Origin of the sequence: [Empedobacter] haloabium (genome assembly GCA_008011715.2) — a bacterium.
GTDB classification, from domain to species: domain Bacteria; phylum Pseudomonadota; class Gammaproteobacteria; order Burkholderiales; family Burkholderiaceae_D; genus Rugamonas; species Rugamonas haloabia.
In genome coordinates this window covers 5,931,686-5,955,896 of record CP136508.1, presented here as the reverse complement: position 1 = coordinate 5,955,896, position 24,211 = coordinate 5,931,686, and the positions used below count along the sequence as shown (strand labels likewise).

Sequence of the window (24,211 nt, the reverse complement as noted above, 5' to 3'; positions counted from 1 at the left end):
GGTCTACGGTCATTTTCTTTTGGTTAAATCACGTTGTACGAGAGTCAACTGAACGTTATTACCGAGGAGCAACATGGGATTTGGCAAGTGGATCAAAAATACGACGCGCACGGTCGTCAAGACTGTCGAGAAGGCTGTCGACAAGGTCGGCGATGCCGTCAAGGACCTGGGCAATGAGCTGAACGACATGGGCAACGCGTTCAGCGATTTCGGCCAGGATGTCGGCAACATCGCCAAGAAGGTCGCGGAGCTCGGCTATGCGAAGAAGAACCTCGGCAACGGCGACAACAGCTACACCGCCACCGCGCTGGGCGGCAACGTCATCCACGGCGAGGGCGGCCACGACAACATCACGGTCAACGCCGGCGCCTACAACGCCATCTACGGCGACGACGGCAACGACACCATCACCGTGCGCGTGGGCGGCTACAACCGTATCGACGGCGGCAACGGCAACGATACCATCCGGGTCGACCTGGGTATCTACAACAAGATCGCCGGCGGCGCGGGCGACGACAACGTCAGCGTGGCCTCGGGCGCGGCGGCGGACATCGACCTGGACGCGGGCAACAACAGCGTGACCGTCAACAGCGCCTCGAACCAGATCGGCGCCGACGACGGCAACAACGTCGTTGTCGCCAATGCGGCATCGAACCTCATCGAACTGGGCCATGGCAACAACCGGGTCACCGCCAGGGGCGGTTCGAACCAGGTCACGACCGGCAACGGCGCCGACACGATCGAGGCGGACGGCGCGTCCAACATCATCCAGGCCGGCCAAGGCAACAACAACGTCACCACGGGCGGCGCCAGCAACAAGATCACGACCGGCAACGGTGCCGACACCATCGTGGCCAAGGGCGCGAGCAACGTCATCAACACCAATGGCGGCGACGACAACGTGACCGTCAAGGCCGCCAGCAACGTCGTCGATGCGGGCGATGGCAACAACACGCTGCACGCGGAAGGCGGCAACAACAAGCTGAACACCGGCGGCGGCAACGACAACGTCAAGGCCTACGGCGTGGCCAACCAGATCAACGCGGGCAGCGGCGACAACACGGTCTACGTGGGCGCGGCCTCGAACACGATCAACACCGGCACTGGCCGCGACAACATCACCGCCTACGGCGGCGCCAACGTGATCAACGCCGGCGCGGGGGACGACAAGGTCTTCGCGGTGGCCGGTGCGAACGTGATCACCGCCGGCAACGGCAGCGACAACGTGGTCGCCCTGGGCGGCGCGAACGTCGTGACCGGCAGCGACGGCAACGACACCATCATTGCCGGCGGCGGCGCCAACGTCGTCGGCGACGACGGCGGCAACAATACCGTGCTGCTGGGCGGCTACCTGAACGTGGGCTACACGGGCGGCGCCAACAACAAGGTGGCGGCGCTGGGCAATACCAATGCGCTGGTCAGCAACCAGGGCGGCAACCTGATCGCCGCGGTCGGCATGGCCAACGTGGAACTGGCCAACGGCAGCGGCAATACGCTGGTGGCGGCGGGCGCGGGCAACCTCGTCGCAACCACCGTCGGCGGCAATACCGTCGTGGCCGCGGGCGGCACCAACGTGGTGCTGACCGAACTGGGCGGCATGGTCAAGGCCGCCGGCACCGGCCTGGGCAAGACTGTCGCCTCGGTGTTCAGCAACAAGGATGCGGCCAAGGCCGTGGATGCCATGACCGCCAAGCTGACCGGCGCGATCGCCAGCGGCAGCGGCAACGACAAGGTGCTGGCCACGGGCGGCACCAACGTCGTGTACACCGGCGCCGGCAAGGACGTGGTGGCAGCCATCGGTGGCGCCAACGTCATCCTGGCCAACGGCGGCGACAACGTGACCACCGCCATCGGCGGCAGCAACACCATCGTCAACACGGCGGGCAACAACGTGGTGACGGCGGTGGGCGGCAACAATGTGGTCGTCACGGGCCTGGGCGACGGCGTGGCGGACGTGGCGGCCATGCTGGGCAAGGCCACCGGTTCGACCATCGTCAAGCAAGCCGCAACCTTCATCGGCAACACGCTGGCCACCGGCGCCGGCCGTGACGTCGTGACCGCCATCGGCGCCAACAACGTGGCCTACACGGGCGCCGGCGACGACGTGGTGACGGCGATCGGCAACACCAACGTGGCCTGGACCGGCACCGGCAACGACGTCGCCACCGCGATCGGCAACAACAACGTGCTGTGGGGCGACGCGGGCGCCGATACCCTGACGGCCGCCGGCCGCAACAACCTGGTGGTGAGCGGCAACTACGCCGAAGTGGGCGCCACGGCGGTGGGCCTGGTCGATTCCCTGGCGGCGGCAGCCTCGGCCACCGACCTGGTCGGCAAGGCCGGCCTGGCCGGCGCCGCCACGGCGCAGAACGGCACGGAGGCCATGACCGTCTTCGGCCAAAACAACATCCTGGTCGGCGGCAGCGCCAAGACGGTGGCCACCGTGGCCGGCGTGAACAACCTGGTGGTGACGGGCGCAGCGGACGACGTCGTCACCGCCGTCGGCAGCAAGACGGGCGTCGTGACCGGCGCCGGCAACGACGTGGTGACCACCGTCGGCAAGGCCAACGCGGTCTCGGCTGGCGAAGGCAACAACGTCATCACCGCCATCGGCAAGGCCAACGTACTGGAGGGCGGCAGCGGCAACGACGTGATCACCGCGCTGTCGTTCGGCAGCGTGTCCACCAGCGTCAAGCTGACCGGCAATGTGATCGTCACCGGCGACGGCACCAACGTCGCGACCGTGGTCGGCACCGACAACGCCATCATCGGCGGCAGCGGCAAGGACACGGTGGTCATGGTGGCCTACGGCGGCGGCCAGACCAAGACCACCACCACCCAACCCGAAGGCAGCGACAAGACCACGACCAGCACGACCAAGGGCGATACCCAGCTCAACGTGGCATGGACCGCGGGCGGCAACGATACCGCCGTCGTGTACGGTTCGCACAACGTGCTGGCGACCGACTCGGGCGACGACTTCATCGTCGCGCTCAACGCCGGCAGCAAGCTGTCCTATGCGAGCAAGACGACCCAGGCCGTGGAAAACGGCAAGGACCTGACCACGTCGAGCACCAAGCTCAGCATCGACACGGGCATGAACTTCGTCCACGCCGGCGACGGCAACGACACCGCCATCCTGGCCGGTACCTCGACCATCGGCCTGGGCGGCAACGGCAGCGACCTGATCGTGTCCAGCGGGCAGAACAATGTCGCGGTCGGCGGCGCGGGCAACGACGTGATCATCGGCCTGGCCGAGATCACCGTGTTCAACGCGGTCGAATCGCTGTCCGAAAACGACTACGAGTCGGCCGGCGACTGGGTCGGGGCGGCCATGAACGCCAACTTCATCCGTACGCAGTACTCGGCGCTGAAGTCGGGCAACCTGAGCAACATCAACCTGGTCGGCAACGTGCTGCTGGGCGGCGCCGGCGACGACACCGTGTTCGCCACCAATGCCGGCAGCTATGTCGGCGGCGGCGACGGCAACGACAAGATGATCGGCCTGGGCTGGGGCCTGGTCGACCAGATCCTGGCGGGCAAGACGCTGAACAACGCCTGGACCGGCATCGGCAGCGGCTTCGAGGCCATCACCAAGTACGTCGGCAGCACGCTGACGGCCGACCTGGCCAAGAGCTGGAACGGTATTGCCGGCAGCATCAAGACCAATGTATCGAACGTTACCGTGGACGCGGGCAAGCTGGTCGATACGCTGAACGGCGCCGGCAACAGCGCGCTGGCCGCCGCGACGAATGCGGCCGGCGTCGCCACGGCCGATTTCGATATCGCGGGTGCCCTGAAGTCGGCCCTGTCGACGACCCAGGACGGCATCAACAGCGCCGTCAACGGCATCGGCAGCGGTGTCAACTACGTGGCCGACACGGACGTCTCCGGCGCCATCACGGACGCCACCCAATGGCTCGGCAGCGCCATCAGCACCGGCAGCCAGGCCACGGCCGGCGGGCTCGACTGGCTGGGCAAGCAGCTCGGCATCGACCTCCAGCTGTCCCAGTTCAAGGGTGCGGATATGCTGGTCGGCGGCTTCATCGCCTACACGCTGGGCTACAAGTATGCGGGCGACAACGACCTGCGCGGTGGTGCCGGCAGCGACACGCTGTACAGCGGCCTGGGCAACGACGACCTGCGCGGCGGCAGCGGCACCGACACGTATGTGATGTCGCTCGGCGACGGCAAGGACACGATCTACGAGGAAGCCGGTGGCAACGACGTCCTCAAGATCACGGGCAACCGCCTGTTCTCGAACGTGACGCTGAGCGCGGACAAGGTCAAGGTCAACATCGACGGCGGCGACCTGATCATCAACCTGGTCGACCAGGACACGTCGTACGCGAAGATGACCGTGCATGACTACAGCCATGTCACGATCGCCGCGCTCGACCTGGTCGACGCGGCCGGCAGCACCGTCGCCCACCTGGCCTTCAGCGATCTTGTCGCCCGGGCCGAGCAGGGCGCCGACCCGTACGCGATGGCGTCGGTATGGACGGCGGACCGCCTGGCCACGTTCTCGCACCTCGTAACCGACGCCTTGTCGGGAGATGGTGCCACCCTCGTGGGCGTGCAAACGGCTTGACGGCGATCGAGGCGACAGGCTGCCAGGCGGCAGTCTGTCGCCTGCGGGCGCCCGCTTCTCTCCATCCCAAGCCGAACCATTTGCCGCGTTGTTCCACTCATCGGCGTAATGCCCCGAACGGGTGGGGTTGGCGACCCGCAGGCACAGGATGGAGACACGATGTTGAACCCGACGCACAGTGGGACAGCCCAGATCCCCCATGGCTTTCCGGCAGCTGGTCCAAACCATGCGCCGGCCCAGCCGGCCCAGCCAGGGCCGGTCCAGGCGGCTGGTGGACAACCGCCGCATGTGAGCGCACTCCCACCCAACGGCCCTCATCCGCTGCAGCGCCAGCACGCGAGCTCGGCCAGCCGCGGCCCGCTGCGGCCGATGACGTCACCCCAGCCAGGCAGGCTCGTCATCGGCCCGCGCTCGACCGTATTGGACACCGTGGGCTGGAACAGCAAGGAAAACTTGAAGGAACTCGGCACCCAGCTGATGCTCGCACGCGACTTCCATCGCTGGGACCCGCGCCTGGGGCCGGCCCGGGTCGCAGGCAATCCGCTTACCCGGCTTGGCGTGCAAGGCAAGCCTTTGTCCGATCAGGAACTGGCGGCGCGGCATGCGAAAGCGCGCACGGCGGCGCTGTCCCTGCTCGATAATACGGAGCGCGAGTTCCACCTGGCCGGCACCGATGCGGGCCAGGAAATACAACGGCAGCGCGATCTGCTGGCCGACCCGGACCACGAGCTCAATGCGGAAACCTTCGCCGACATGATGAAGACCGTCAGCGAGGCGGTGGCCGCGCAACTGTCGCGGGAGCTCGCGCCGTCGCGTGCGGAGCGCACCACCAGCCGCATGCCGATGGACTGCATGGCCCATCTCGGCCATGCCCTGCGCGCGGCGCAAGGCGGTGCCAACCAGGCACAGGTCGCGTTCCTGAGGGATCTGGGCAGCGAGACGATGACGCGCGTGTTGCGCCACGAGCTGGACTTCGGTGCGACCAGGCAGTGGCTGGCGGACGTGCGGCAACGGTGCGAAGGGCAAGGGCTGCAAGAGCTCGCCGGCCTGGCGGACCAGTTGGCAAACGCCATTCCCGGGCCCGCCAGACCCGCCGCCCCCGGCGCACCGGACCCCCGAATAGCCCAGCTGCGGCACCATGCCACCCAGCTGCACGACAATGTGTATGGCCGGGCGTTGGAGTCCTCGCTGATCAACCATCTGGTGCACAACCCGCCAGAGGGCGTGAAAAACAGCATGATGGCGCTGAGCATGCATCTGGGCCGCGAACTGGCGGGAATGCCGCCCGCTTGGCAGCACTGGGTAGCGCAGTCGGCACAGCATTGGATAAAGGAAGAGCCGCGCGGCTGGCAAGGGCAGTCGCCCGCCCTGCACGCCTTCGTCAACGCGGCACCCACCGATGCACTGGCTGCGTTGCGGGCACTACTGCACGCGCCCAAGGACACAGGCGCCGACTGCCTCGCGATACCTTTCCTTACTGTCAAGTTGTCTGTGTTGATGGCGAAAGGCGGTGCGGCAACATGGATGGAAGACGCCAACCGCAACTATGGCACCGTCGTCGGCCCTGCCGCGGCGCGCGAGACGAATACGATACCGAACCCGAACCGGATCGCGCCGAAGGCCGGCATCACCGCGCATCACCAGCCCATTACCGTCGCGACACCGCCGCACGAAGCCGCCATGCATCCAGGGGACCGCAACCGGCCCAAGCTGGAACTGCCCAGCCCGGAGCTGCTCAAGGCACTCGAGCACGGCGCGCCCTTCGTCAGCGGCGTGTCGGGTTCGACCAATATCGTCATGCACGCGGTGGCGAACATGCGGCAGACATCCCAGGTCGACGCGAAGGACGCATTGCTGGGCACGATGATGTTCCTGACCCATGACGGCGGCCATTCGATGCACGAGGCCATGTGGGTCGGTAACCAGCTGAACCAGCACCTGGCACTGGACCTCGGATTGCCGGGTGGCGACCGTTCTCAGTATGTGGCCGATTACCGCGGCTTCATCGATTCGTTCCCTCTCGATCAGGGTGGCGACACGCTGCGGGAGGCTGCCGATATGGCCTGGCAGCAGACCCTCGACCAGTTCGGCCGCACCAGCCACTTCTCGCCGCAAAATCCGGCTTGAGCGGGCGCGCCCGGTCGCACGCGCCGAACCATTTGCCATCCCGCTCCACTCACCTGCGTAGTTCCCCAACCGGGTGGGGCCGACAACCCGAGAGCACAGGAGAGACAATGTTCAATCGCACGCATGGAGGGGGCGGCCATGTTCCGCATGGCTTCCCCGTCAACGATCCGCATCACGCACCGCCGCCACAGGCGGGCCGGCAGCGCGCACCCGCGCCCGCGCCCGGTGGGCCGCCACCACGCTCGTCGGCGCCGCGCCACAGCGGCACCCATCCGCTGCAGCGTCAGGCCGGCGCCAGCTCGTCTGCACGCCCGGCCGCGCCGGCCGAGCCGGCGGCGCCCGTCATCGGGCCGCGCACGACGGTGCTGGACACGGTCGACTGGAACACCAAGGCCAACCTGGAGGATATCGAGTCCTTCCTCGTGCTGGGCCAGTCGCAGCGCCAGGGCGATCCGCGGCTGGGGCAGGCCCAGGTCGGCGGCGATGCGCCGGTCAAGCTCAGCCTGTACACCGACGCCAGCATGCCCGTGAACGAAGTGCATCGCGGCGAAGCCAAGGCCCGGCAGGCCGCGCTGACGCTGCTGGCCAATACCGAGCGCGAATTCGGCTTGCACGGCACCCGTGCCGGCGCTGAAATCGAGCGCGCGCGCGACTTCCTGTCGAACCCCAACAACCGGCTGACCGCCGGCACGTTCGGCCGCATGATGAAGGCCGTCAGCGAAGCGGTGCACGCGCATGTCACGCAGCGTATCGGTCCTTCCCGTGCCGAGCGCATGACGGGGCGCATGCCGATGGACTGCATGACCCACCTGGGCTACGAGATCCGGCACGCGCGCCAGCATGCCCGTCCTGAACACAAGGCTTTCCTGCGCGAGCTGGGCTTCGAGACGATGGACCGGGTCATGCAGCACCGCCTGAGCTTCGGCCAGACCAAGCAATGGCTGACCGAAGTGAGCGACGATTGCGCGCAGCGCGGCCTGCGCGACCTGGCGCGGCTGGCGCGCGGCCTGGCCGACGATATTCCGCATCCGTCGGCGCTGCCGGACCACGCGACCCAGCTGCACGACAATGTCTATGGCCGGGCGCTGGAGTCCGTGCTGATCAACGAGCTGGTACGCAACCCGCCGGACAGCGTCAAGGACAGCATGGAAGCCCTTGCCGGGCACCTGGACCGGGCGCTGTCGCGCCTGCAGCCGCACGAGCAGGAACAGGCGGCGGTGGCGGTGCAGAACATGATGCGGCACGAACGCCGCGGCTGGCAGGCCCAGGCGCCCGAACTGGAGGCGTTCTTCCAGGCCGCGCCCGGCCACGAGCTGCGTGCGCTGAAAAACCTGCTGCGCGCCCCCAAGGAGACCGGCGCCGACTGCATCGCCGTGCCCTACCTGACCGTCAAGATGTCGCTGTGCATGGGCGCCGGCGCGCCCTGGATGCGGGATGCCAACGTCAACTACCGTGACGTCGTCGGCCCCGCGTCCGCGCGCGAGACGGAGTCGGCGCCGAACCCGAACCGCATCGCGCCGAAGGCCGGCATCACGTCGCATCACCAGCCGATGACCGTGCGCACGCCGGTGGCGGAGGCGGCCATGCACCCGGGCGACCGCAACCGGCCGAAGCTGGACGAGACCAGCCCCGAACTGCGCCGCGCGCTGCAACAGGGCGCGCCATTCGTCAGCGGCGTGTCCGGATCGACCAATATCGTCCTGCACGCGGTGGCGCACATGCTGGACAAGGGCGGCCGGATCGACGCCAAGGACGCGCTGCTGGGGACGATGATGTTCCTGACGCATGACGGCGGCCACTCGATGCACGAGGCCATGTGGGTGGGCAACCAGTTGAACCAGACGCTGGACCTGAATCTCGGCCTGCCGGGCGGCGATCCGTCTCGCTACGTGGCCGACTACCAGGGCTTCATCGAGTCGTTCCCGCCGGAGAAGGGCCGCGACACGATGCGCGCGGCGGCCGATACGGCATGGCAGGTCACGCTGGACCAGTTCGGCCGCACCAGCCACTTCTCGGCGGATAATCCGAAGCCTTGAATCCCTGGGGGAGCGACATGTCGCCAAGTTAGGGGAGTACGGATCGGTGCTGGCGCCGATCCACAACCCGGGACCAAAACAGGGGTCAGACCCGGCGGATCTGACCCCTGCTCTTCGGTTTTGGGTGCAAGAACCTCCGTGACTCTGGAAGCAGCCACCCTCAGGTCGACAGTGAGCTGGCAGCCAGACTGGCCTGCCGTCGATTCCAGGCGCTCAAACCCCGCGCCGATGCTGCCGCGCAAACGCGAACACATCCTCCCAGGTCGTCGGAAAATCGCCTGGAATGCGCCGGTTGTACATGTAGATGGCACCCGCAATGGCCTCCAGCCGCGCCGCGAACGGCAACTCCAGCCCAGGCCCGAACGGCAGCGACGTGAACCCCTGCCGCGCCACGTCCGGATTCATCGCGTGCAAGTCGCAATCGGCACTATGAAAGTAGATCCCCACGCTGATGCGCGGCACGGCAGCCCGGCCGCTGCTGCGTCCACCCCAGTGCAGCACCTGCGTGTTCCAGCCCAGCGGACTACCGGCGCGGGCGGGCAGGGCGCGGATGTTCTGCCAGTCGCGCAGGCTGAACTCGCCGCCATCCACGTGCTCGGGGAAATTCGGGTCGAGGTGGGTTGGCAGCACGTACATGCAGGCATTGTCCGGCGCCACGTCCGTCAGCGGCAACCATACATTGAGCAGGCGTGGCAGGCCGTTGGCGCGTACCGCGTCCGGGCGCGGCAGGTCGCGGTGCGGGCCCCAGCCGGTGGCGCCGTCGCGCGCGGGCACGTGCCAGGCCCAGATATCGGTGGGCATCGTGCGGTAGCCGTCGCCCAGCAACACGCGCAGCAGCGGGTCGAGGCCGGCAAACATGCGCCAGAATTCGTCATACACCAGGCAGAACACGGGTGGGATGCCGCGTTGTACGAGGTCTTCCACCACCCGCGCCAGCCGGGCCGCTTCGGCCTGTCCGATCACGGGCGGGGCTTGAAAGTAGCCTTCACGCACGGTGTCGGCCGCCAGGCGGGCGACGGTGCCGGCCAGGGCGCGGTCGTGCGACAGGGCGGGCGGTGGCGTGTGCGCCAGCGGCCTTTCGCTAATCGTCAGGTCGGGATTCAGGGTTTGCCAGAACCAGATATTGTGCGCGTCGCGCAGCGGCTGATGCGCCTGTTGGAAGGGGGCGTTCATGGGGTCTCCGGGCAGTAAACGACGGATGCCGCCGCGCGGGGCGCGGCGGCGCGATGGCCTGGGCCGCGATCAGCCGCCCGTGATGTCGGCTTCGCCTTCCGGACCGCCCTCTCCCTTGCCCTTGACCGCTTCCAGCTTGGCCACGTCCACGCCCAGCATGCCGGCCAGCTTTTTCATTTCTTCCGACGAGATGGTGCCGTCCTGCAGCTTCTTCAGCAGTTTTTTCAGGTCGTCGCCTTCGCCTTCGCCGCCGCCGCCCTCCGCACCGCCGGCGCCCTCGGCACCCTTGGCGTTCATGCGTTCTTCCAGCTCCTTGCCGATCAGCTCCTTGGCCATCGGCGACAGCTTCGGATCGCCCAGTGCCTTGATCAGGTCTTCATTGGTCTGGTTCTTCAGCTCCTTCGAGAAATCCTGGGTGGACATGAAGCCCTGTGGACCGCCGAAGCCGAAACCGCCTGGATTAAAGCCTACGTTCATGATGCATCCTTTATGTGCGAGGTGGGCGGCGCCGCGGACGCGGTCGCCGTGCGGCGCGGGCTCCGTGGCGCCGCGCATGCCCCAATGGGTGTGGCATGCGGCCACCAGGGTTCCACGCGGAATGTGCGGTGAAGATTGTCGGGCTCGATGGAACTTGTGGCGGACGGGCCTCCACTCATGGTTACCGACCCGAAGCAATCAGCCAGGGCGGCAATTCTCAACCAATACGGAGGTTCACATGGCAGGTAAAGTCGGAGCAGCAGCAGGTGTGGGCGCAGCAGGCGCGATCGCGGATCAGGAAGCAGCAGGCGCGGCAAAATCGGCCGTCAACGCCAGCAACATCCGCCTGAAAATGGAGAAGGCCGGCGAAGACAACGCCATGGGCCTGATCTAAGCACTGTCACAGTGGATCGCACCGGGTCCGGTGCGGTCCGCATCAGGAGGATGCGATGAGCACGTATCTGAACGCAAAGGCCGGCATCGCCACCGCGCAGCCCGGGCCGGCGATGGCGCGCACCGTGGCCACGCCGCTGGGCGACGCGGCGCAGCACGGCGCGGCGCAGGCCATGGAATTCCAGTTGTGGGTGTCGCAGCAGGCGTCGTCGCTGGCGAAACTGAAGATCTTCAACACGATGGCGAAATCCATCAACGACCAGCAGTAGGAGAGCCCGTGGCCGACAGCAAAGTCAATCGAAGCGGTGCGCCCGGTGCGATCCGGGACATGGAGGCCGTCGCGGCCGCCAAGAGCGACGTCAACAACGTCGCCGTCTTCACCAAGTTCATCAAGAAGGCCGAGGACACGGCGCAAGCCGCGTTGTAAGGCCGCGGCCGCCCCGCGCGGCCGTGCGTTCGCGCGCGCGCGAAGGCTGTTTTCTCCCTCGGTTCTGATGGAACCGGCAACTTGTCCCCGTCACTCAGTATCTGCCGGAGCACCAGCGCCGGCCTCAACCCCGGCGGCGCGCCAGCCGCCTTACACGTCCGGAGAAAACATGTCAGCGACGATCACGACGACCACTACCACCACAACCTATACCACCTCCGATCCCTTCTACGGCGGCTCGTTCAAGCCGCGCGGCGGCGACGGCGGGTCGGATTGCCACGATATCTCGCACGGCCACCACATCCCGCAGGGCAATAAGGAATCGCTGGCCGACGCCATCGACGACATGCAGGTGCCGTCCTGGATCAAGGCCATGGCCAAGAACATCCTGGGTGTCGACGACGAGAGCCGCCTGCCGTCCGAATCGAGCGCCGCGAAGACGATCAACAACTTCCAGAAAGAGCACGACATCGGCCTCTTGTCCGTCGAGCAGATGCAGAAGATGGCCGAGACCGGCTATTGCACGGGCAAGGACGGCAAGACCTTCCAGGTGCCCGAGGAAGTGCAGCTGGCCGCGCAGCGCATGATGGCCAATAACGGCGAGCTGTTCAAGAAACTGGAATCGGCCACGGACGGCAAACACGACGGCCAGCTGGGCCAGGGCGACTATGGCAACGCCATCAAGGACGGCACCATCTCGAAGAACGGCGGCGGCGAGACGCGCGGCACCGGCGAGCGCGGCCTGTCGCCGGCCGACTTCCTGAACGCCATCATGAACGGCAATATCGCCACCACGCGCCCGTCCGAATACGGTGCCGCCAAGACGATCAACGACTTCCAGAAGGAAAACGACATCGGCCTGTTGTCCGTCGAGAACCTCAAGATGATGGCCGAGACCGGCTACTGCAAGGACAAGGACGGCAACCTGAAGCAGGTGCCGGAAGAAGTGCAGGGCGCCGCCCAGCGCATGATGGAGAACAACGGCGAGCTGTTCAAGAAGCTGGAGTCCGCCACGAATGGCAAGCACGACGGCCTGCTGGGCCAGGGCGACTTCGGCGAGGCGCTGAAGGACGGCAGCATCGGCAAGGACAGCGGCAAGGAAACCGTCACGTTCGGCGGCCCGGACAGCACGCAATGGGGCGGCCAGACCGACGGCCTGCCGTCGGACTCGTCGGCCGCGAAAACCATCAACCAGTTCCAGAAGGACAAGGACATCGGCCTGCTGTCCGTCGACAACCTGAAAATGATGGCCGAGACCGGCTACGCCAAGGACAAGAACGGCAACACGGTGCAGGTGCCGGAAGAAGTGCAGCTGGCCGCGCAGAAGATGATGGAAAACAACGGCGAGCTGTTCAAGAAGCTGGAGGCCGCCACCGACGGCAAGCACGACGGCAAGCTGGGCCAGGGCGACTACGACGAGGCCATCAAGGACGGCACCATCTCGAAAAACACGGGCACGCGCAGCGCCCCGGCCCCAAGCGAGTTCTCGCCGGACGGCCTGCCGACCGATGCCGCGGCCGCCAAGACCATCGACGCGTTCCAGAAGGACAAGGACATCGGCCTGTTGTCCCTCGAGAACCTGAAGATGATGGCCGAGACCGGCTATGCCAAGGACAAGAACGGCAACACCGTGCAGGTGCCGGAAGAAGTGCAGCTGGCCGCGCAGAAGATGATGGAGAACAACGGCGAGCTGTTCAAGAAGATGGAATCCGCCGTCACCGGCAAGCACGACGGCCTGCTGAGCCGCGGCGACTACACCGCAGCCGTCGAGGACGGCACCATCAGCGGCTAAGCCACGTCGGGGTCGGCCCCTCCGGTCCGACCCCAGTCCTCCCTCATCTAAAGGAGCACGCCATGACCACGCAATCCCAAACCAAGCGCCAGGACCTGGACGAAACCTTCCACTGGCACCGCATCCGGCGCCTCGGCCGCAAGGCCTGAGCGCCGCGCCGGCAGCCAGCGGCTGCCGGCGCATCCACCCCGACACCCACAGGAGCCCCCATGGACTGGAACGACGGCTACGTTGCCGACATCGCCTACCCCGCCGCATTCTTCCCCGAGCAAAGCCCGACCCACCTCAGCATCGCCTGCGTCCTGAACGGCGTCGAGCCGGTGCCGCTGGACCGGCCGTTCACCTATTTCGAGCTGGGTGCGGGCATGGGGCTGACGGCGTCCGTGCTGGCGGCCAGCCATCCGCACGGGCGCTTCTATGCCAACGACTTCCAGCCGGCCCACGTGGCCTCGGCACGGGCGCTGGCGGAAGCGGGCGAGCTGGATAACCTGACCCTGCTCGAATGCAGCTTCGCCGACCTGGCGGCCGGCAAGATCGACCTGCCGCCGCTGGACTTCATCACGATGTACGGCGTGTACAGCTGGGTCACGCCGGAAAACCGGCGCCATGTCGTCGACTTCATCGCCCGCTACCTGAAACCGGGCGGCATCGTCTACGTCAACTACAACGCCATGCCCGGCTGGGCCGGCGCGCTGCCGCTGCAGCGCATCGTGCTGGAACACGCGGCGCGCCACCCGGCCGGGCGCGAACGGCAAGTGGCGCAGGCGCGCGACTTCGTGAACGCCCTGATCGCCACCGGCATCCGCTATTTCGACGATAACCCGGCCTTGCGCCACCGCCTGGACTCGCTGGCCGCCGCGCTGGACGTGCCGCTGGCGCAGGCCGCCCGGCTGGCGGCGCTGCTGGCATCCTCCGGCCACGCCACCCTGTTCCTGCTGGACGGCGCCTTGACCGACGCGCGCCCGGCGCGCGCGCTGAACCGCACCATCGCCCGCGACGCCGTACATGGCGACCAATACCAGGTGCTGGCCTCGCCGGTGCTGGGCGGCGGCTTGCGCGCGGGGCTGGTGCAAAGGCTGATCTACACGGTGCTGACCGACCGCCCCGACGTCAGCGACAGCGATACCGTGCTGGCCGCCGTGCGGCAGAAGCTGGAGCGCTATCGCGACGCGGCGGGATGCGACAGCAGCCAGGCCGCGCAACTGGCGGCGCTGACGGCTGGCCTGCCGCAGACGGTGGAGGCCATCCTGCGCCTGCGCGTGCCCGTGTGGCGGGCACTGCAGGTGCTGTGAGGCGCGCCGTCGCGGTACCCGTGCGCCGGCCGCCGCGCGCCGGCGTAGTGTGCGCTGTTGGTAGAATGCCCGGGGTCGGGATGGGCGGAGCGGACATGGAACAAACGGATGACAGGGAAGAGGGCGCGGCGCTGGACGGCACGCCGGCCGCCGCCGCGCGGCTGCTGGCGGAGCTGGCCGAGCTGGCCGGCCAGGAGCACGCCGGCACGCCCGTGCTGGAACTGATGGTCGGTGAGATCGTCACGTTCGCGTCGGTGGCGCAGGATACGGCCAGCCTGACGGTGACGGCGCGGCTGCCGTCCTGCGGCCAGTCAGGCTATTTGCCGGCCGGCGCGGCACTGCAGGAACGGCTGGGCCAGGACGGCATCGAATGCCGCTGGCATGCGGACGAAGGCTGTTACGTGGCCCTGCGCAGCGTGCCGCTGGCGGCGCTGCGCGACGAGCGCAGCCTGATGGACGCCATCCTCGACACGGCGGACGCCGCGCGCGACTGGCATGCGCAATTGACGGCCGGGCGCGGCCCGGCCGCCTGAGCGGCCGCGCTTTTTCTTAACGCTCGCATTCGAGCCGGGCCGCGGCCCGTACCCGCGACACGCGCGAGCGCACGGTACCGATCGGGATCTGCAGCTCGCGTGCCGCTTCCTCGTACGTCAATTCCCCCTCCAGCACCGCCTCGAAGGTGGCGCGGATCGGCGCCGGCAGGTCGTCGATCAGGCGCTCCACCTTGCCCGCCATCTGGCGCCATTCATACTGCAGCGCCGGGTCGGCATGGATGTCGACCTGCTGCTCCAGGAAATCCTCCTCCACGGTCTCGTAACGGTCCGCGCCATTGCGGCGGCCCTGGTTGCGCGCCAGGTTCAGCGCGATGCCGAACAGCCAGGTGGACGGCTTCGACAAGCCGGAAAAGCGGTCGGCGCAGCGCAGCGCCTCGACAAAGGTGTTCTGCACCACGTCCTCGGCATCGCTCTGGTTGCCCAGGTAGCGCTGCACGAAGCGCAGCAGGTGGGTGCGGTGCTGGCGGTACAGCGCCGTCACGTCGATGGTCGGTGTTTGTGCCGGTGCCTGCGCCGGTTCCTGTGCCGCCGGCTGCGGCATCACGAAGGCCAGGCCGGCGGGACGGCTGTCCCCCTCAGCGTGGCCGATCATCCGGTGGGGCGCGGTGGCGCGGGCGGTGTCGCTGATCGTCATGTGCATGATGTGCTCTCGCTTGGTATGAGGTTTGGTCTGCTGTTCCATCAGGCCTGTTTGACAAGCGGCCTGTCGATGTCGGCAAGATAACAGCGGATCGCCGCGCCGCCGTCATTTCTTGAACATTGCTGAGACATTGAAAAAAGTTGAGGAAATGGCAGCGCCCCCGGCGCCCCTTCGATGGAACCGGCGGCGCACTCATGTCACGCCGGCCCGCCGATGGAACCGGCGCCGGCGTGGCGGCCACCCAGCAGCATGGCTACTCGTCCCATCAACCAGTTCAACCAGGTGCCCGTCACGGCGCCGCCGCCGCAGCCGCGTCCCGGCGCCGGCGTGCCGCCGCGTGCCGCGCCGCAGCAGGCGAACGTGTCGATGCTGCCGCGCGCGGCGATCGACAGCGAAAGCGGCGTGCGCGAGGGCATGGCATTCCAGCCGAAGAGCCTGGGCCGGCGCCAGCAGGCCACGCCGCGCGCGGCGCCGCAGGCGCAGCGCCAGGGCAACCGCGGCAAGAACGCGGCGGACAACGAGCGCAAGCCCGGCCGGGCCGCCCAGCGCAACACGGGCGACGACCTCGCGCTGCACATGGAGGCGGTCGAGCAGACGCTCGACATGCTGCGTGACGACAGCGGCCGGCGCGGGCGCGAGGAACTCAAGGCCATTCTGGCCGAGCAGCACGAGCCGATCGAGCAATGGCGCGTGCTGCGCGACGCGCTGGCCGGCGTCGACGACCAGAACCTGTCGAACTACAAGAAGAAGGTGCTGCGCGAGGCCATCGGCGAAATGATGGCCGACGTGGTCGACCGCGACTCCAGCGTGCGCAAGGCGCTGCAGGAGTCGGACGTCTCCGGTTCGCTGGAAGCGGCGGTGGAAGGCTCGGCGCCCAAGTCGGCGCGCGAGCTGCGCTTCCTGATCACGGAGAAGGGCAGCATCGACAAGCCGCTGACGCCGTTGACCACCCTGAAAGCCATCATCCGCCACCTGGGCACGGAAAACTGCGAGAAGGCCATCGCCACGCTGTGCTCGCAAATGCTGTCCGGCCTGTAGGCCACCATTCGAGGAGAAAGCCGTGAAATCCGATCTGCGAAAAAATCCCCAGCGCAGCATGGGGCGCTACTGGCTGGCGATGTCCGATGCCAGCGCCTTCACGCTGGTGCGCTCGGCGATCGCCATTGCCGACGCGCTGCGGCGCGACCTGGCCGACCAGGCGCAAGTCGTGACAAGCATCAGCGCGCCGGAAGTGGCCGTGCAATTGCTGACCGCCGCCGAGGGCGCGTGGGGCAAGGGCAAGGCCACCCACCTGATGGCGCAACTGGCGGACGTCAGGAACCACGACTGCTTCAGCCGCGCCAGGGCGTGGCTGCTGCTGCGCGACGCCGTCGCCAGCCTGCCCACGGTCCTGTGGGCGCAGGAAAAACTGGCGACCCGGCGCGAACTGCTGGAAGACATCGAGCGCCAGGCCAACGCCGCCCGCGCCGAGACGGCGCCGCTGCCCAGCAAGCTGGAAGTGCGCGAGCAGCAGTGGCGCGAGAGCGTCATGCGGCGCTGACGACACCAAGAGGAAGCCATATGGAAGAACTGATGCACCGCCTGCTGCACGCGGCGGAAATGGAAGGGGCAGTGGCGCAGGCCGTGCTCGACGACGGCCTGCGCCTGCTGGTCTACCCGCTGGCCGAAGGGCGCCTGGCGGCGCTGGGCTGGCCGGCCGAGAGCGGCCACCAGGTGCACGGCGAGACGCTGCTGCGCCGGCGCGCCGGCGACCTGGCCCGTTATGGCGACTGGCTGCCGGCCCAGTTCAACGACGGCGGCTGGTACGTGGTGCGCCGGCTCGGCGTGGACGGCCATGCATCCACGCTCGATGCCGCCGCGCTGGCAGCCGCCACGGAGCTGCTGCAATGATGCGCACCACCCGTGGCGTCGGCGGGGCCGGCCTGGATGCGGCGGAATTCGCCGAGATCCACAGCCTGCAGACCGAGCTGCTGGCACCGAAGACGCATGCCGCGCTGCAGCCGGAGGAAGAGGCGCTGTCGCTGCCGCCGCCGGAACTGCTCGACCCCAAGATGGAAATGCTGGGGCGCGTTCTGGGCAGCCCCCTGACGAGCGACAACCCGGTCTGGCGCGGCAATGCGATCCCGCGCTTGCGCGCGCTGCAGAAAGCGCTGATCGCCGATTCGCTGACGCGCGAGCGCGATGACCGCGGCACGGGCCTGGACGCGGTGCGGGTGCTGGAACGGCATATCCGCCTGCGCCTGCGCTGGCAGCAGATGGCGCGCAGCGACAACGAGGCCAAGGTTACCGATCCATCGACCCGGGAGGAAGAGCATGCGGCCGAAGCGAGCGCCTGAACCGCTGCGTGACGAACTGGCGACCGCCACCGGCTTGATCTGGGGGCACCTGAACGCCCAGCAGCCGGAGGACGCCTACGAGCTGGCGCGCGGCTGCCTGCAGCTGTGGCCCGAAGACCGGGGCTTGGTGCTGATGGCGGCCTACGCCGCCGTCGAACTGGCCGAACCGGTCGATCTGGCGGCCTTGCGCCGCGACACCAGCACCGACCCGGCCCGTGCGGCCGACGAGGCAGCGTGGATCGCGCTGATCGAGCGGCGCGCCGGCGCGGCGCGCTGATACCCCAGACAGAGAAGGAACTCCAATGCAGTCGATGGCTGTCGTAATGATGCTCAACCGCTTCGCGGCGAAGTGCGCCAAGCGCGCCGAACTGGCCGCTGCGGGCCTGGTGGTCGGCATCGTGTTCATGCTGGTGCTGCCGATGCCGGTCTGGCTGCTGGACATGCTGATCGCCTGCAGCCTGTGCGCCTCGGGCCTGATCGTCGTCGTCGCGATGTACATGTCCGGGCCGACGGCGTTTTCCACGTTCCCCGCCGTGCTGCTGCTGACGACCCTGTTCCGGCTGGCGATCTCCGTCTCCACCACCCGCCTGATCCTGCTGGAAGCCGATGCGGGCCACATCGTCGAGACGTTCGGCAATTTCGTCGTCGGCGGCAACCTGGTGGTGGGCCTGGTCATCTTCCTGATCCTGACGGTGGTGCAGTTCATCGTCATCACCAAGGGTTCCGAGCGGGTCTCCGAGGTGTCGGCGCGCTTCTCGCTGGACGCGATGCCGGGCAAGCAGATGTCGATCGACAGCGACCTGCGTGCCGGCATCCTGACGCCGGAGGAGGCCAAGGAAAAGCGCGCGCTGCTGGGCCAGGAAAGCCAGCTGCACGGCGCGATGGACGGCGCCATGAAGTTCGTCAAGGGCGACGCCATCGCCGGCATCTGCATTGTCGCCATCAACCTGATCGGCGGTATCTCGATCGGCATCGTCCAGCGCGGCATGGACGCGGCGCAGGCCATGCAGGTCTACGCCATCCTGTCGATCGGCGACGCGCTGATCGCGCAGATCCCGGCGCTGCTGATCTCCCTGGGCGCCGGCATGATCACCACGCGCGTGGCGGGCGAGCATGGCGAGGGCGAGGTGACCAATATCGGCCAGGACATCGTGGGCGAGCTGTTCGCCGAGCCGAAGGCGCTGCTGACGGCATCCGGCATCATGCTGCTGTTCGGCGTCATTCCCGGCATGCCGATGCTGGTGTTCGTCACGCTGGCGCTGCTGCTGGCCGGTGCCGGCGTGGTCGGCCTGCTGAAACCCCTGGCGGACGCGGAACTGCAGCGCGCCGACAAGGAACGCGAAGCGCAGAACGCCAGCATCGTCGACCTGGTGAACTTCTCGGCGACGACGCCGTTCATCCTGCGCATGCCGGAGGCCATGCGCGATACCGCCGAGGCGGAGACCATCCGCATGGCCGTGCGGGTGATGCGCAACGGCATGCTGCAGCGGCGCGGCATTCCCGATCTCAAACCCATCGAGTTCGACTTCAACAACAGCGTGCCGGAGGGGCGGGTGCAGTTCCTGATGTCGGAGGTGCCGCTGGTGGACGAGGAGATCCGCCTGGGCTGGGGCGCCACGCGCGAGGCGGTGGAGCGCCTGCACGAGCTGGGCCTGACCGCCGAGGAGCACAACGTGCCCGGCTCGCGCCGGCGCCGCGTGTGGGTGCGCATCGACGACGAGGCCGCGCTGGCGTCCGCCGGGGTGCTGGTGCAGCGCTGGGAGCACGTGTTCTCGTCCGATATCGAGGTCGAGATGCTGCGCAACTGCCAGATGTTCGTCGGTGTCAACGAGGTCATACGCTTCACCCGCTGGGCCGAGCGGCGCTATCCGGAACTGGGCAAGGAGGTCAACAAGTCCGTCACCCTGCCGCGCCTGACGGAGGTGGTGCAGCGCCTCACCCGCGAAGGGGTCTCGCTGCGCAACGCGCGCCTGCTGCTGGAAACGACCCTGGACTGGGCGCCGAAGGAGCGCGATCCCGACGTGATCGCCGATTACGTGCGCCTGGCCTTGAAGCGGCAGCTGTGCTTCGAGGTGGCCCGATCCAACCTGATCGAGGTGATCCTGCTGTCGCCCGAGCTGGAAGAGCAGCTGCGCAACGCGATGCGCCAGACCAGCCAGGGCAGCTACCTGGACATCGATCCCGAGACCGAGCAGGCCATCCTGGACCGGCTGTGCGAGCTGTCGCGCAACGTCAGTTCGCCGGTGGCGCCGCCCGTGCTGGTGACGGCGGCCGACATCCGCCGCTCCGTGCGCAAGCTGATCGAGGAGGAGTTCTTCCCGGTCCCCGTGTTCGCGTTCTCGGAACTGACCCAGCACGCCCGCATCCAGCCGGTCGGCATGATCGAGCTGTAAGGCAACCGCCACCCATGCGCCGACATTCATCAGCACGACCAACAGGGGAATCTCGATGCCATTACCGATAGCAGGCGCCATGACGGCCGCCGCCAGCCTGGGACGCATGGCTGGCGCGGCGGTGCAGACGGCCATGACGGCCGCGCGCAGCAGCGCTCTGGCGCCGATGTTCCAGCAACTGGCCACCAAGCTGCGCTCCTTCGATCCCGCCACCCTGGCGACGCTGTTGCAGGTCGCGACCGCGAAACCGGCGGCGTCGGAGTCCGCCGCGCCGCCGCCGCTGCCGCCCCGGCTATCCGGTGGCGCGATGGCGGCGTCGCTGCGCAGTGCCGTGCCACGCAAGCCGGCAGCGCCGCCGCCCGCCGCGAGCGGCAAGGAGGCGGCCGCGCCGCCAGCGTCGCCGCATCACCCTGGCGAACTGGTGCCGCTGCTGGCCAGCGCCTGGGACCATCTGGAAACCACGCTGGGCGGGCTGACAGCGACCGTGCCGGGCGGCCGTTCCATCGGCGCCGAGATGCTGGAAATGATCGGGCCACGCCTGCGTGCCCTCAACCAGGAACTGGCGCCACTGCTGCAGGCCACCGCGCCGCAGGAGGCCGGGGAATCGAAGGCCGCCGAGCTGCGCCATCAACTTGAAGAGACGGGCGAAAACAACGCGCTCGACCTGGTTGGTGGCCAGGCCGCGCCGGGCGGTGCCGATCCGTCGCACGGCAAGGTCGGCAAGCACGCGCCGGACCATGTGCCCGACGAGGGCGAACCGCCGGGAGCACGGCCATGAATCCGCTACCGGACGATCCGACGCGCACTTACCGGCTGGACGCGGCGCGCCAGCAGGCCTTCACCGCACTGGCCGCGCTGGTCGACGACGCCTGCGCGCTGCTGGCCCGGCGGCTGCCGGCCAGCGCAGCGGCGGCAGGCACCCACGGCCCCATCGACGTGGTCGCACTGCGCGCACTGGCACGCCAGCGGCAGACGGCGGCGGCGCAACGGCGCGAGGTGGTCGAGGCCTTCGTGCTGGGCGCCCTGGTCAACCACGACAACCCGGCCTGGAACCCGCTCGACCCGGCCACCAGCCGCCGCGCCCAGGACAGCCCGCTGGCGGCGCTGCTGGCGGGTCCGGACGAGGTCAATGAAAGCAAGGAGAGGCAATGAGCCATACGAACGATCTTGAACTGCGCATCCTGAACGGCTTGCACCGCGGCGCCAGCCTGCCGCTGGACGAGCAGCCGCAATTGATCGGGTCCGGCGACGACGCCGATGTCGTGCTGGTCGATCCCGGCATCGAGCCGCGCCATGCGGTACTGCGGCTGGACGGCAGCGGCTGGTCGCTGCTGGGGCTGGACGGCATCGTGCGCGGCGCCGCCGCCGACGTGCCGGCCGACCAGCCGCAGCTGGCCCCCGGCGCCTGCGCGCGCGTCGGCCGGATCTGGCTGACGGTGACGGCGCCGGACACGCCCTGGCAGGACCCGCCGGCCGACCCGCCGCCGCAGGCGGCGCAAGCCGAGGTGGACGAGCCGGTCCAGGCCGAGGCGCCGGCACCGGAAGTACCGCCGGAGCCCGCCGAACCCGTGCCGGTACGCGCCGAAAAGCCGCGGCGGCGGCGCTCGCGCATCGTGATGCTGCCGGTGGCGCTGGGCGCCGGGCTCGTTGCGGCGGCGGCCTACGCGTACACGGCGCGCTCTGGCGACGCGATGCCGGCGCCCGCCACGGCCAGCCTGCGGCCCGTTGCGGCCCAGCCCAAGGCCGCGCAGGCGCCATCGCCGGAAGCGTTGCGCCAGGCCTTCCGCCAGCGCCTGGCCGAAGTGGACCTGCTGCGCCGCTTCGACCTGAGCCTGGACGACCGCGCCTGGACGCTGCGCGCCTCGCTGGACGAGGAAGAGGCGGCACGCTTCCGCCGCATCCTGGATGCCTTCGTGGCCGCGCACCACATCGATTTCCCCATCGACGCCCGCATCGGCGGCGCCGACACGATGTTGCCGTTCAAGGTCCGGCAGGTCGTCTCGGGCGCCAACGCCAGCATCGTCACCGACGACGGCCAGCGCCTCTACCCGGGCGACGACTACAAGGGTGTGCGCCTGGTCGCCATCAATGGCAATCGCATCAGCTTCAACGGCACCCAGCCCATCGAGGTGAAATGGTGAGCGGCGACGTGGATGCGGTGCTGGAACGCCTGCGCGCGCGCATGCCCGAGTGGACCGCCGCGCTGCCGCGCCAGCCCGGTTTCAGCAGCCGGGGCAAGGTGTCGCAGGTGCTGGGCACCCTGATCGAGGCGCAGATGCCGCCGGTGCGCATCGGCGAGTTGTGCCAGCTGTTCAACCCGGGCCAGGAAGCCAAGCCCATGTTGGCCGAGGTGGTGGGCTTCACGGAGCGCTGCGCCATCCTGTCCGCCTTGAGTCCCCTGGAGGGCGTTTCGACCGGCACCGTGATCGAACCGCTGCGGCGCGCCCACACGATCGAGGCGGGCGACCACCTGTTCGGCTGCGTGCTGGACGGCTTCGGCCGGTACATGTTCCGCGCGCCGGCCGCCGCCGGCAACGTCGAGACGTGGCGCGACACCGTGCCCGTCATCCGCGATGCGCCGCCCGCTACCGACCGCCCGCGCATCGCCACGCCGCTGGCGACCGGCGTACGCGCCATCGACGGCATGCTGACGATGGGCGTGGGCCAGCGCATCGGCGTGTTCGCCGGTCCCGGCTGCGGCAAGACCACGCTGATGGCGGCGATTGCGCGCGGCTGCGAGGCGGAAGCCATCATCTTCGGCCTGATCGGCGAACGGGGCCGCGAGCTGAACGAGTTCCTCGAGCACGAGCTGGATGAGGAACTGGTGAAGAAGACGATTATTGTCTGCGCCACGTCCGACCGCACGTCGATGGAGCGCTCGCGCGCGGCGTTTTCCGCCACCGCGATTGCCGAGGCCTTCCGTGCACGCGGCAAAAAAGTGCTGCTGCTGGTCGATTCGCTGACCCGTTTTGCCCGCGCCCAGCGCGAGATCGGCCTGGCCGCCGGCGAACCGCCGGCGCGGGGCGGCTTCACGCCCTCCGTCTACACGATGCTGCCGCGGCTGATCGAGCGGGCCGGCGGCACGCCGGAAGGTTCCGTGACCGCGATGTACACGGTGCTGGTCGATGGCGAATCGGCCTCCGACCCCATCGGCGATGAGGCCAAGTCGCTGCTGGATGGCCATATCCTGCTGACGCGCAAACTGGCCGAGCAGGGCCACTATCCGGCCATCGACGTGTTGGCCAGCATCAGCCGCGTGATGAGCAACGTCACCACACGCGAGCACCGCAAGGCCGCCTCGCATTTTCGCGAGCTGATGGCGCGCTACCAGGAGATGGAGCTGCTGATCCGGCTGGGCGAGTACAAGGCCGGTGCCGACCCGGTGGCCGACCGCGCCGTGCAATTGCGCCCGCAGCAGCTGGCCTTCCTGCGGCAGGACACCAGCGCCAGCGCGAACTATGACGAAGCGATCGAAACGCTGATGGGCATGGCGGCATGAGCCTGATCGGGAAGAAGGGCCGGCGCGAGGTGGTGGACGTGCCGGAGCCGCGCCGCCCGGACCAGAGCCTGGCGCGGCTGCTGCACGTGCGCAAGCAGCGCCTGGGCCGGCTGGAGCGCGAGCGCAACGAGGCGCGCCAGCAGTGGCGCGAAGCCCGCTTGGCGCTGCGCGAGCGCAAGGAGGCGTGGCGCCAGGCCGTCGACGCGGCGCACGCGTTCTGGCAGGCCGCACGTGAGGGCTTCCTACAGATGAGTACCACCAGCGGCGACCTGCGCAAGGCCAAGGCGGCCTACGAACGGATGAAGGAGGACGCGGCACGTGTGCACCTGGGCTGGCGCGAGCAGCTGGGCCGCTGCGCCGCAAGCCAGCGCACGTTCTTCACGGCGCTCGAGCGCGTGCTGGCCGCCAACCGGCAGCAGGAGAAGCTCGGCATCCTGAACGACGAACTGCGGCAACTGGCCGCGCGCAACGAGGAGTAACC

The 24,211-nt window shown here is 68.4% G+C and carries 23 protein-coding genes; 20 read left to right on the top strand and 3 right to left on the bottom strand.

Going from position 1 to position 24,211, the window contains the following annotated elements:
* Positions 1-73: 73 nt before the first annotated feature.
* The 3 genes from E7V67_025915 (at position 74) to E7V67_025905 (ending at position 8,754) form a co-directional block, all read left to right on the top strand.
* The gene (locus tag E7V67_025915; GenBank protein ID WUR13086.1) at positions 74-4,591 is read left to right on the top strand and encodes a serralysin-like metalloprotease; all 4,518 of its coding nucleotides are present in this window, start codon (positions 74-76) and stop codon (positions 4,589-4,591) included.
* 369 nt (positions 4,592-4,960) lie between these two features.
* The gene (locus tag E7V67_025910) at positions 4,961-6,718 is read left to right on the top strand and encodes a hypothetical protein (protein ID WUR13085.1); all 1,758 of its coding nucleotides are present in this window, start codon (positions 4,961-4,963) and stop codon (positions 6,716-6,718) included.
* Positions 6,719-6,825: 107 nt separating this feature from the next.
* Positions 6,826-8,754 (top strand): hypothetical protein, encoded by a 1,929-nt coding sequence (locus E7V67_025905; protein ID WUR13084.1) that lies wholly within the window; start codon positions 6,826-6,828, stop codon positions 8,752-8,754.
* 213 nt (positions 8,755-8,967) lie between these two features.
* Here the strand turns inward: E7V67_025905 and E7V67_025900 are convergent, their stop codons facing one another.
* A complete protein-coding gene (locus E7V67_025900; protein ID WUR13083.1) occupies positions 8,968-9,927 on the bottom strand; it encodes a phytanoyl-CoA dioxygenase family protein in 960 nt (319 codons plus the stop codon).
* Between the two features lie 69 nt (positions 9,928-9,996).
* Positions 9,997-10,404: a hypothetical protein gene (locus E7V67_025895; protein WUR13082.1), complete on the bottom strand. Its 408-nt coding sequence runs from the start codon at positions 10,402-10,404 to the stop codon at positions 9,997-9,999.
* A gap of 238 nt (positions 10,405-10,642) precedes the next feature.
* Between E7V67_025895 and E7V67_025890 the strand changes: the two genes are divergently transcribed.
* The 6 genes from E7V67_025890 to E7V67_025865 all read left to right on the top strand — a co-directional run bounded on the left by E7V67_025890 (position 10,643) and on the right by E7V67_025865 (position 14,841).
* Positions 10,643-10,798 carry a hypothetical protein gene (locus E7V67_025890; protein WUR13081.1) on the top strand — a complete coding sequence of 52 codons (156 nt, stop codon included), beginning with the start codon at positions 10,643-10,645 and terminating at the stop codon, positions 10,796-10,798.
* A gap of 55 nt (positions 10,799-10,853) precedes the next feature.
* On the top strand, positions 10,854-11,066 hold the full coding sequence (locus tag E7V67_025885; protein ID WUR13080.1) for a hypothetical protein: 213 nt from the start codon (positions 10,854-10,856) through the stop codon (positions 11,064-11,066).
* A gap of 8 nt (positions 11,067-11,074) precedes the next feature.
* Positions 11,075-11,224, top strand: a complete 150-nt coding sequence (locus E7V67_025880; protein WUR13079.1) for a hypothetical protein — start codon at positions 11,075-11,077, stop codon at positions 11,222-11,224.
* A 169-nt stretch (positions 11,225-11,393) separates the two neighbouring features.
* Positions 11,394-13,016 carry a hypothetical protein gene (locus E7V67_025875; protein ID WUR13078.1) on the top strand — a complete coding sequence of 541 codons (1,623 nt, stop codon included), beginning with the start codon at positions 11,394-11,396 and terminating at the stop codon, positions 13,014-13,016.
* Positions 13,017-13,225: 209 nt separating this feature from the next.
* Positions 13,226-14,308, top strand: coding sequence for a class I SAM-dependent methyltransferase (locus E7V67_025870; GenBank protein ID WUR13077.1), 1,083 nt, complete (start codon positions 13,226-13,228; stop codon positions 14,306-14,308).
* A 95-nt stretch (positions 14,309-14,403) separates the two neighbouring features.
* A complete protein-coding gene (locus tag E7V67_025865; GenBank protein ID WUR13076.1) occupies positions 14,404-14,841 on the top strand; it encodes a hypothetical protein in 438 nt (145 codons plus the stop codon).
* A 16-nt stretch (positions 14,842-14,857) separates the two neighbouring features.
* On the opposite strand, the gene E7V67_025860 is transcribed toward E7V67_025865, so the two are convergent.
* Complete coding sequence (locus tag E7V67_025860) at positions 14,858-15,502, bottom strand: RNA polymerase sigma factor (protein WUR13075.1); 645 nt, start codon at positions 15,500-15,502, stop codon at positions 14,858-14,860.
* Between the two features lie 249 nt (positions 15,503-15,751).
* Between E7V67_025860 and E7V67_025855 the strand changes: the two genes are divergently transcribed.
* The 11 genes from E7V67_025855 to E7V67_025805 are packed head-to-tail and all read left to right on the top strand — an operon-like array spanning position 15,752 to position 24,209.
* On the top strand, positions 15,752-16,540 hold the full coding sequence (locus tag E7V67_025855; protein WUR13074.1) for a hypothetical protein: 789 nt from the start codon (positions 15,752-15,754) through the stop codon (positions 16,538-16,540).
* 22 nt (positions 16,541-16,562) lie between these two features.
* Positions 16,563-17,042 (top strand): hypothetical protein, encoded by a 480-nt coding sequence (locus tag E7V67_025850; GenBank protein WUR13073.1) that lies wholly within the window; start codon positions 16,563-16,565, stop codon positions 17,040-17,042.
* A gap of 20 nt (positions 17,043-17,062) precedes the next feature.
* Positions 17,063-17,392, top strand: coding sequence for a hypothetical protein (locus tag E7V67_025845; protein ID WUR13072.1), 330 nt, complete (start codon positions 17,063-17,065; stop codon positions 17,390-17,392).
* Complete coding sequence (locus E7V67_025840) at positions 17,389-17,838, top strand: hypothetical protein (protein ID WUR13071.1); 450 nt, start codon at positions 17,389-17,391, stop codon at positions 17,836-17,838. Before E7V67_025845 ends, E7V67_025840 begins: the two co-directional genes overlap by 4 nt.
* Positions 17,816-18,115, top strand: a complete 300-nt coding sequence (locus tag E7V67_025835) for a hypothetical protein (protein WUR13070.1) — start codon at positions 17,816-17,818, stop codon at positions 18,113-18,115. Before E7V67_025840 ends, E7V67_025835 begins: the two co-directional genes overlap by 23 nt.
* A gap of 25 nt (positions 18,116-18,140) precedes the next feature.
* Complete coding sequence (gene sctV / locus E7V67_025830; protein ID WUR13069.1) at positions 18,141-20,231, top strand: type III secretion system export apparatus subunit SctV; 2,091 nt, start codon at positions 18,141-18,143, stop codon at positions 20,229-20,231.
* Between the two features lie 55 nt (positions 20,232-20,286).
* Complete coding sequence (locus E7V67_025825; GenBank protein ID WUR13068.1) at positions 20,287-21,009, top strand: hypothetical protein; 723 nt, start codon at positions 20,287-20,289, stop codon at positions 21,007-21,009.
* Positions 21,006-21,383: a hypothetical protein gene (locus tag E7V67_025820; protein WUR13067.1), complete on the top strand. Its 378-nt coding sequence runs from the start codon at positions 21,006-21,008 to the stop codon at positions 21,381-21,383. Before E7V67_025825 ends, E7V67_025820 begins: the two co-directional genes overlap by 4 nt.
* Positions 21,380-22,372 (top strand): FHA domain-containing protein, encoded by a 993-nt coding sequence (locus E7V67_025815; GenBank protein ID WUR13066.1) that lies wholly within the window; start codon positions 21,380-21,382, stop codon positions 22,370-22,372. The genes E7V67_025820 and E7V67_025815 overlap by 4 nt, the downstream gene beginning before the upstream one ends.
* Positions 22,366-23,730 carry a FliI/YscN family ATPase gene (locus E7V67_025810; protein ID WUR13065.1) on the top strand — a complete coding sequence of 455 codons (1,365 nt, stop codon included), beginning with the start codon at positions 22,366-22,368 and terminating at the stop codon, positions 23,728-23,730. Before E7V67_025815 ends, E7V67_025810 begins: the two co-directional genes overlap by 7 nt.
* Entirely contained in the window at positions 23,727-24,209 is a 483-nt protein-coding gene (locus tag E7V67_025805; GenBank protein ID WUR13064.1) for a hypothetical protein, read from the top strand. Before E7V67_025810 ends, E7V67_025805 begins: the two co-directional genes overlap by 4 nt.
* The last annotated feature ends 2 nt before the right edge of the window (positions 24,210-24,211 follow it).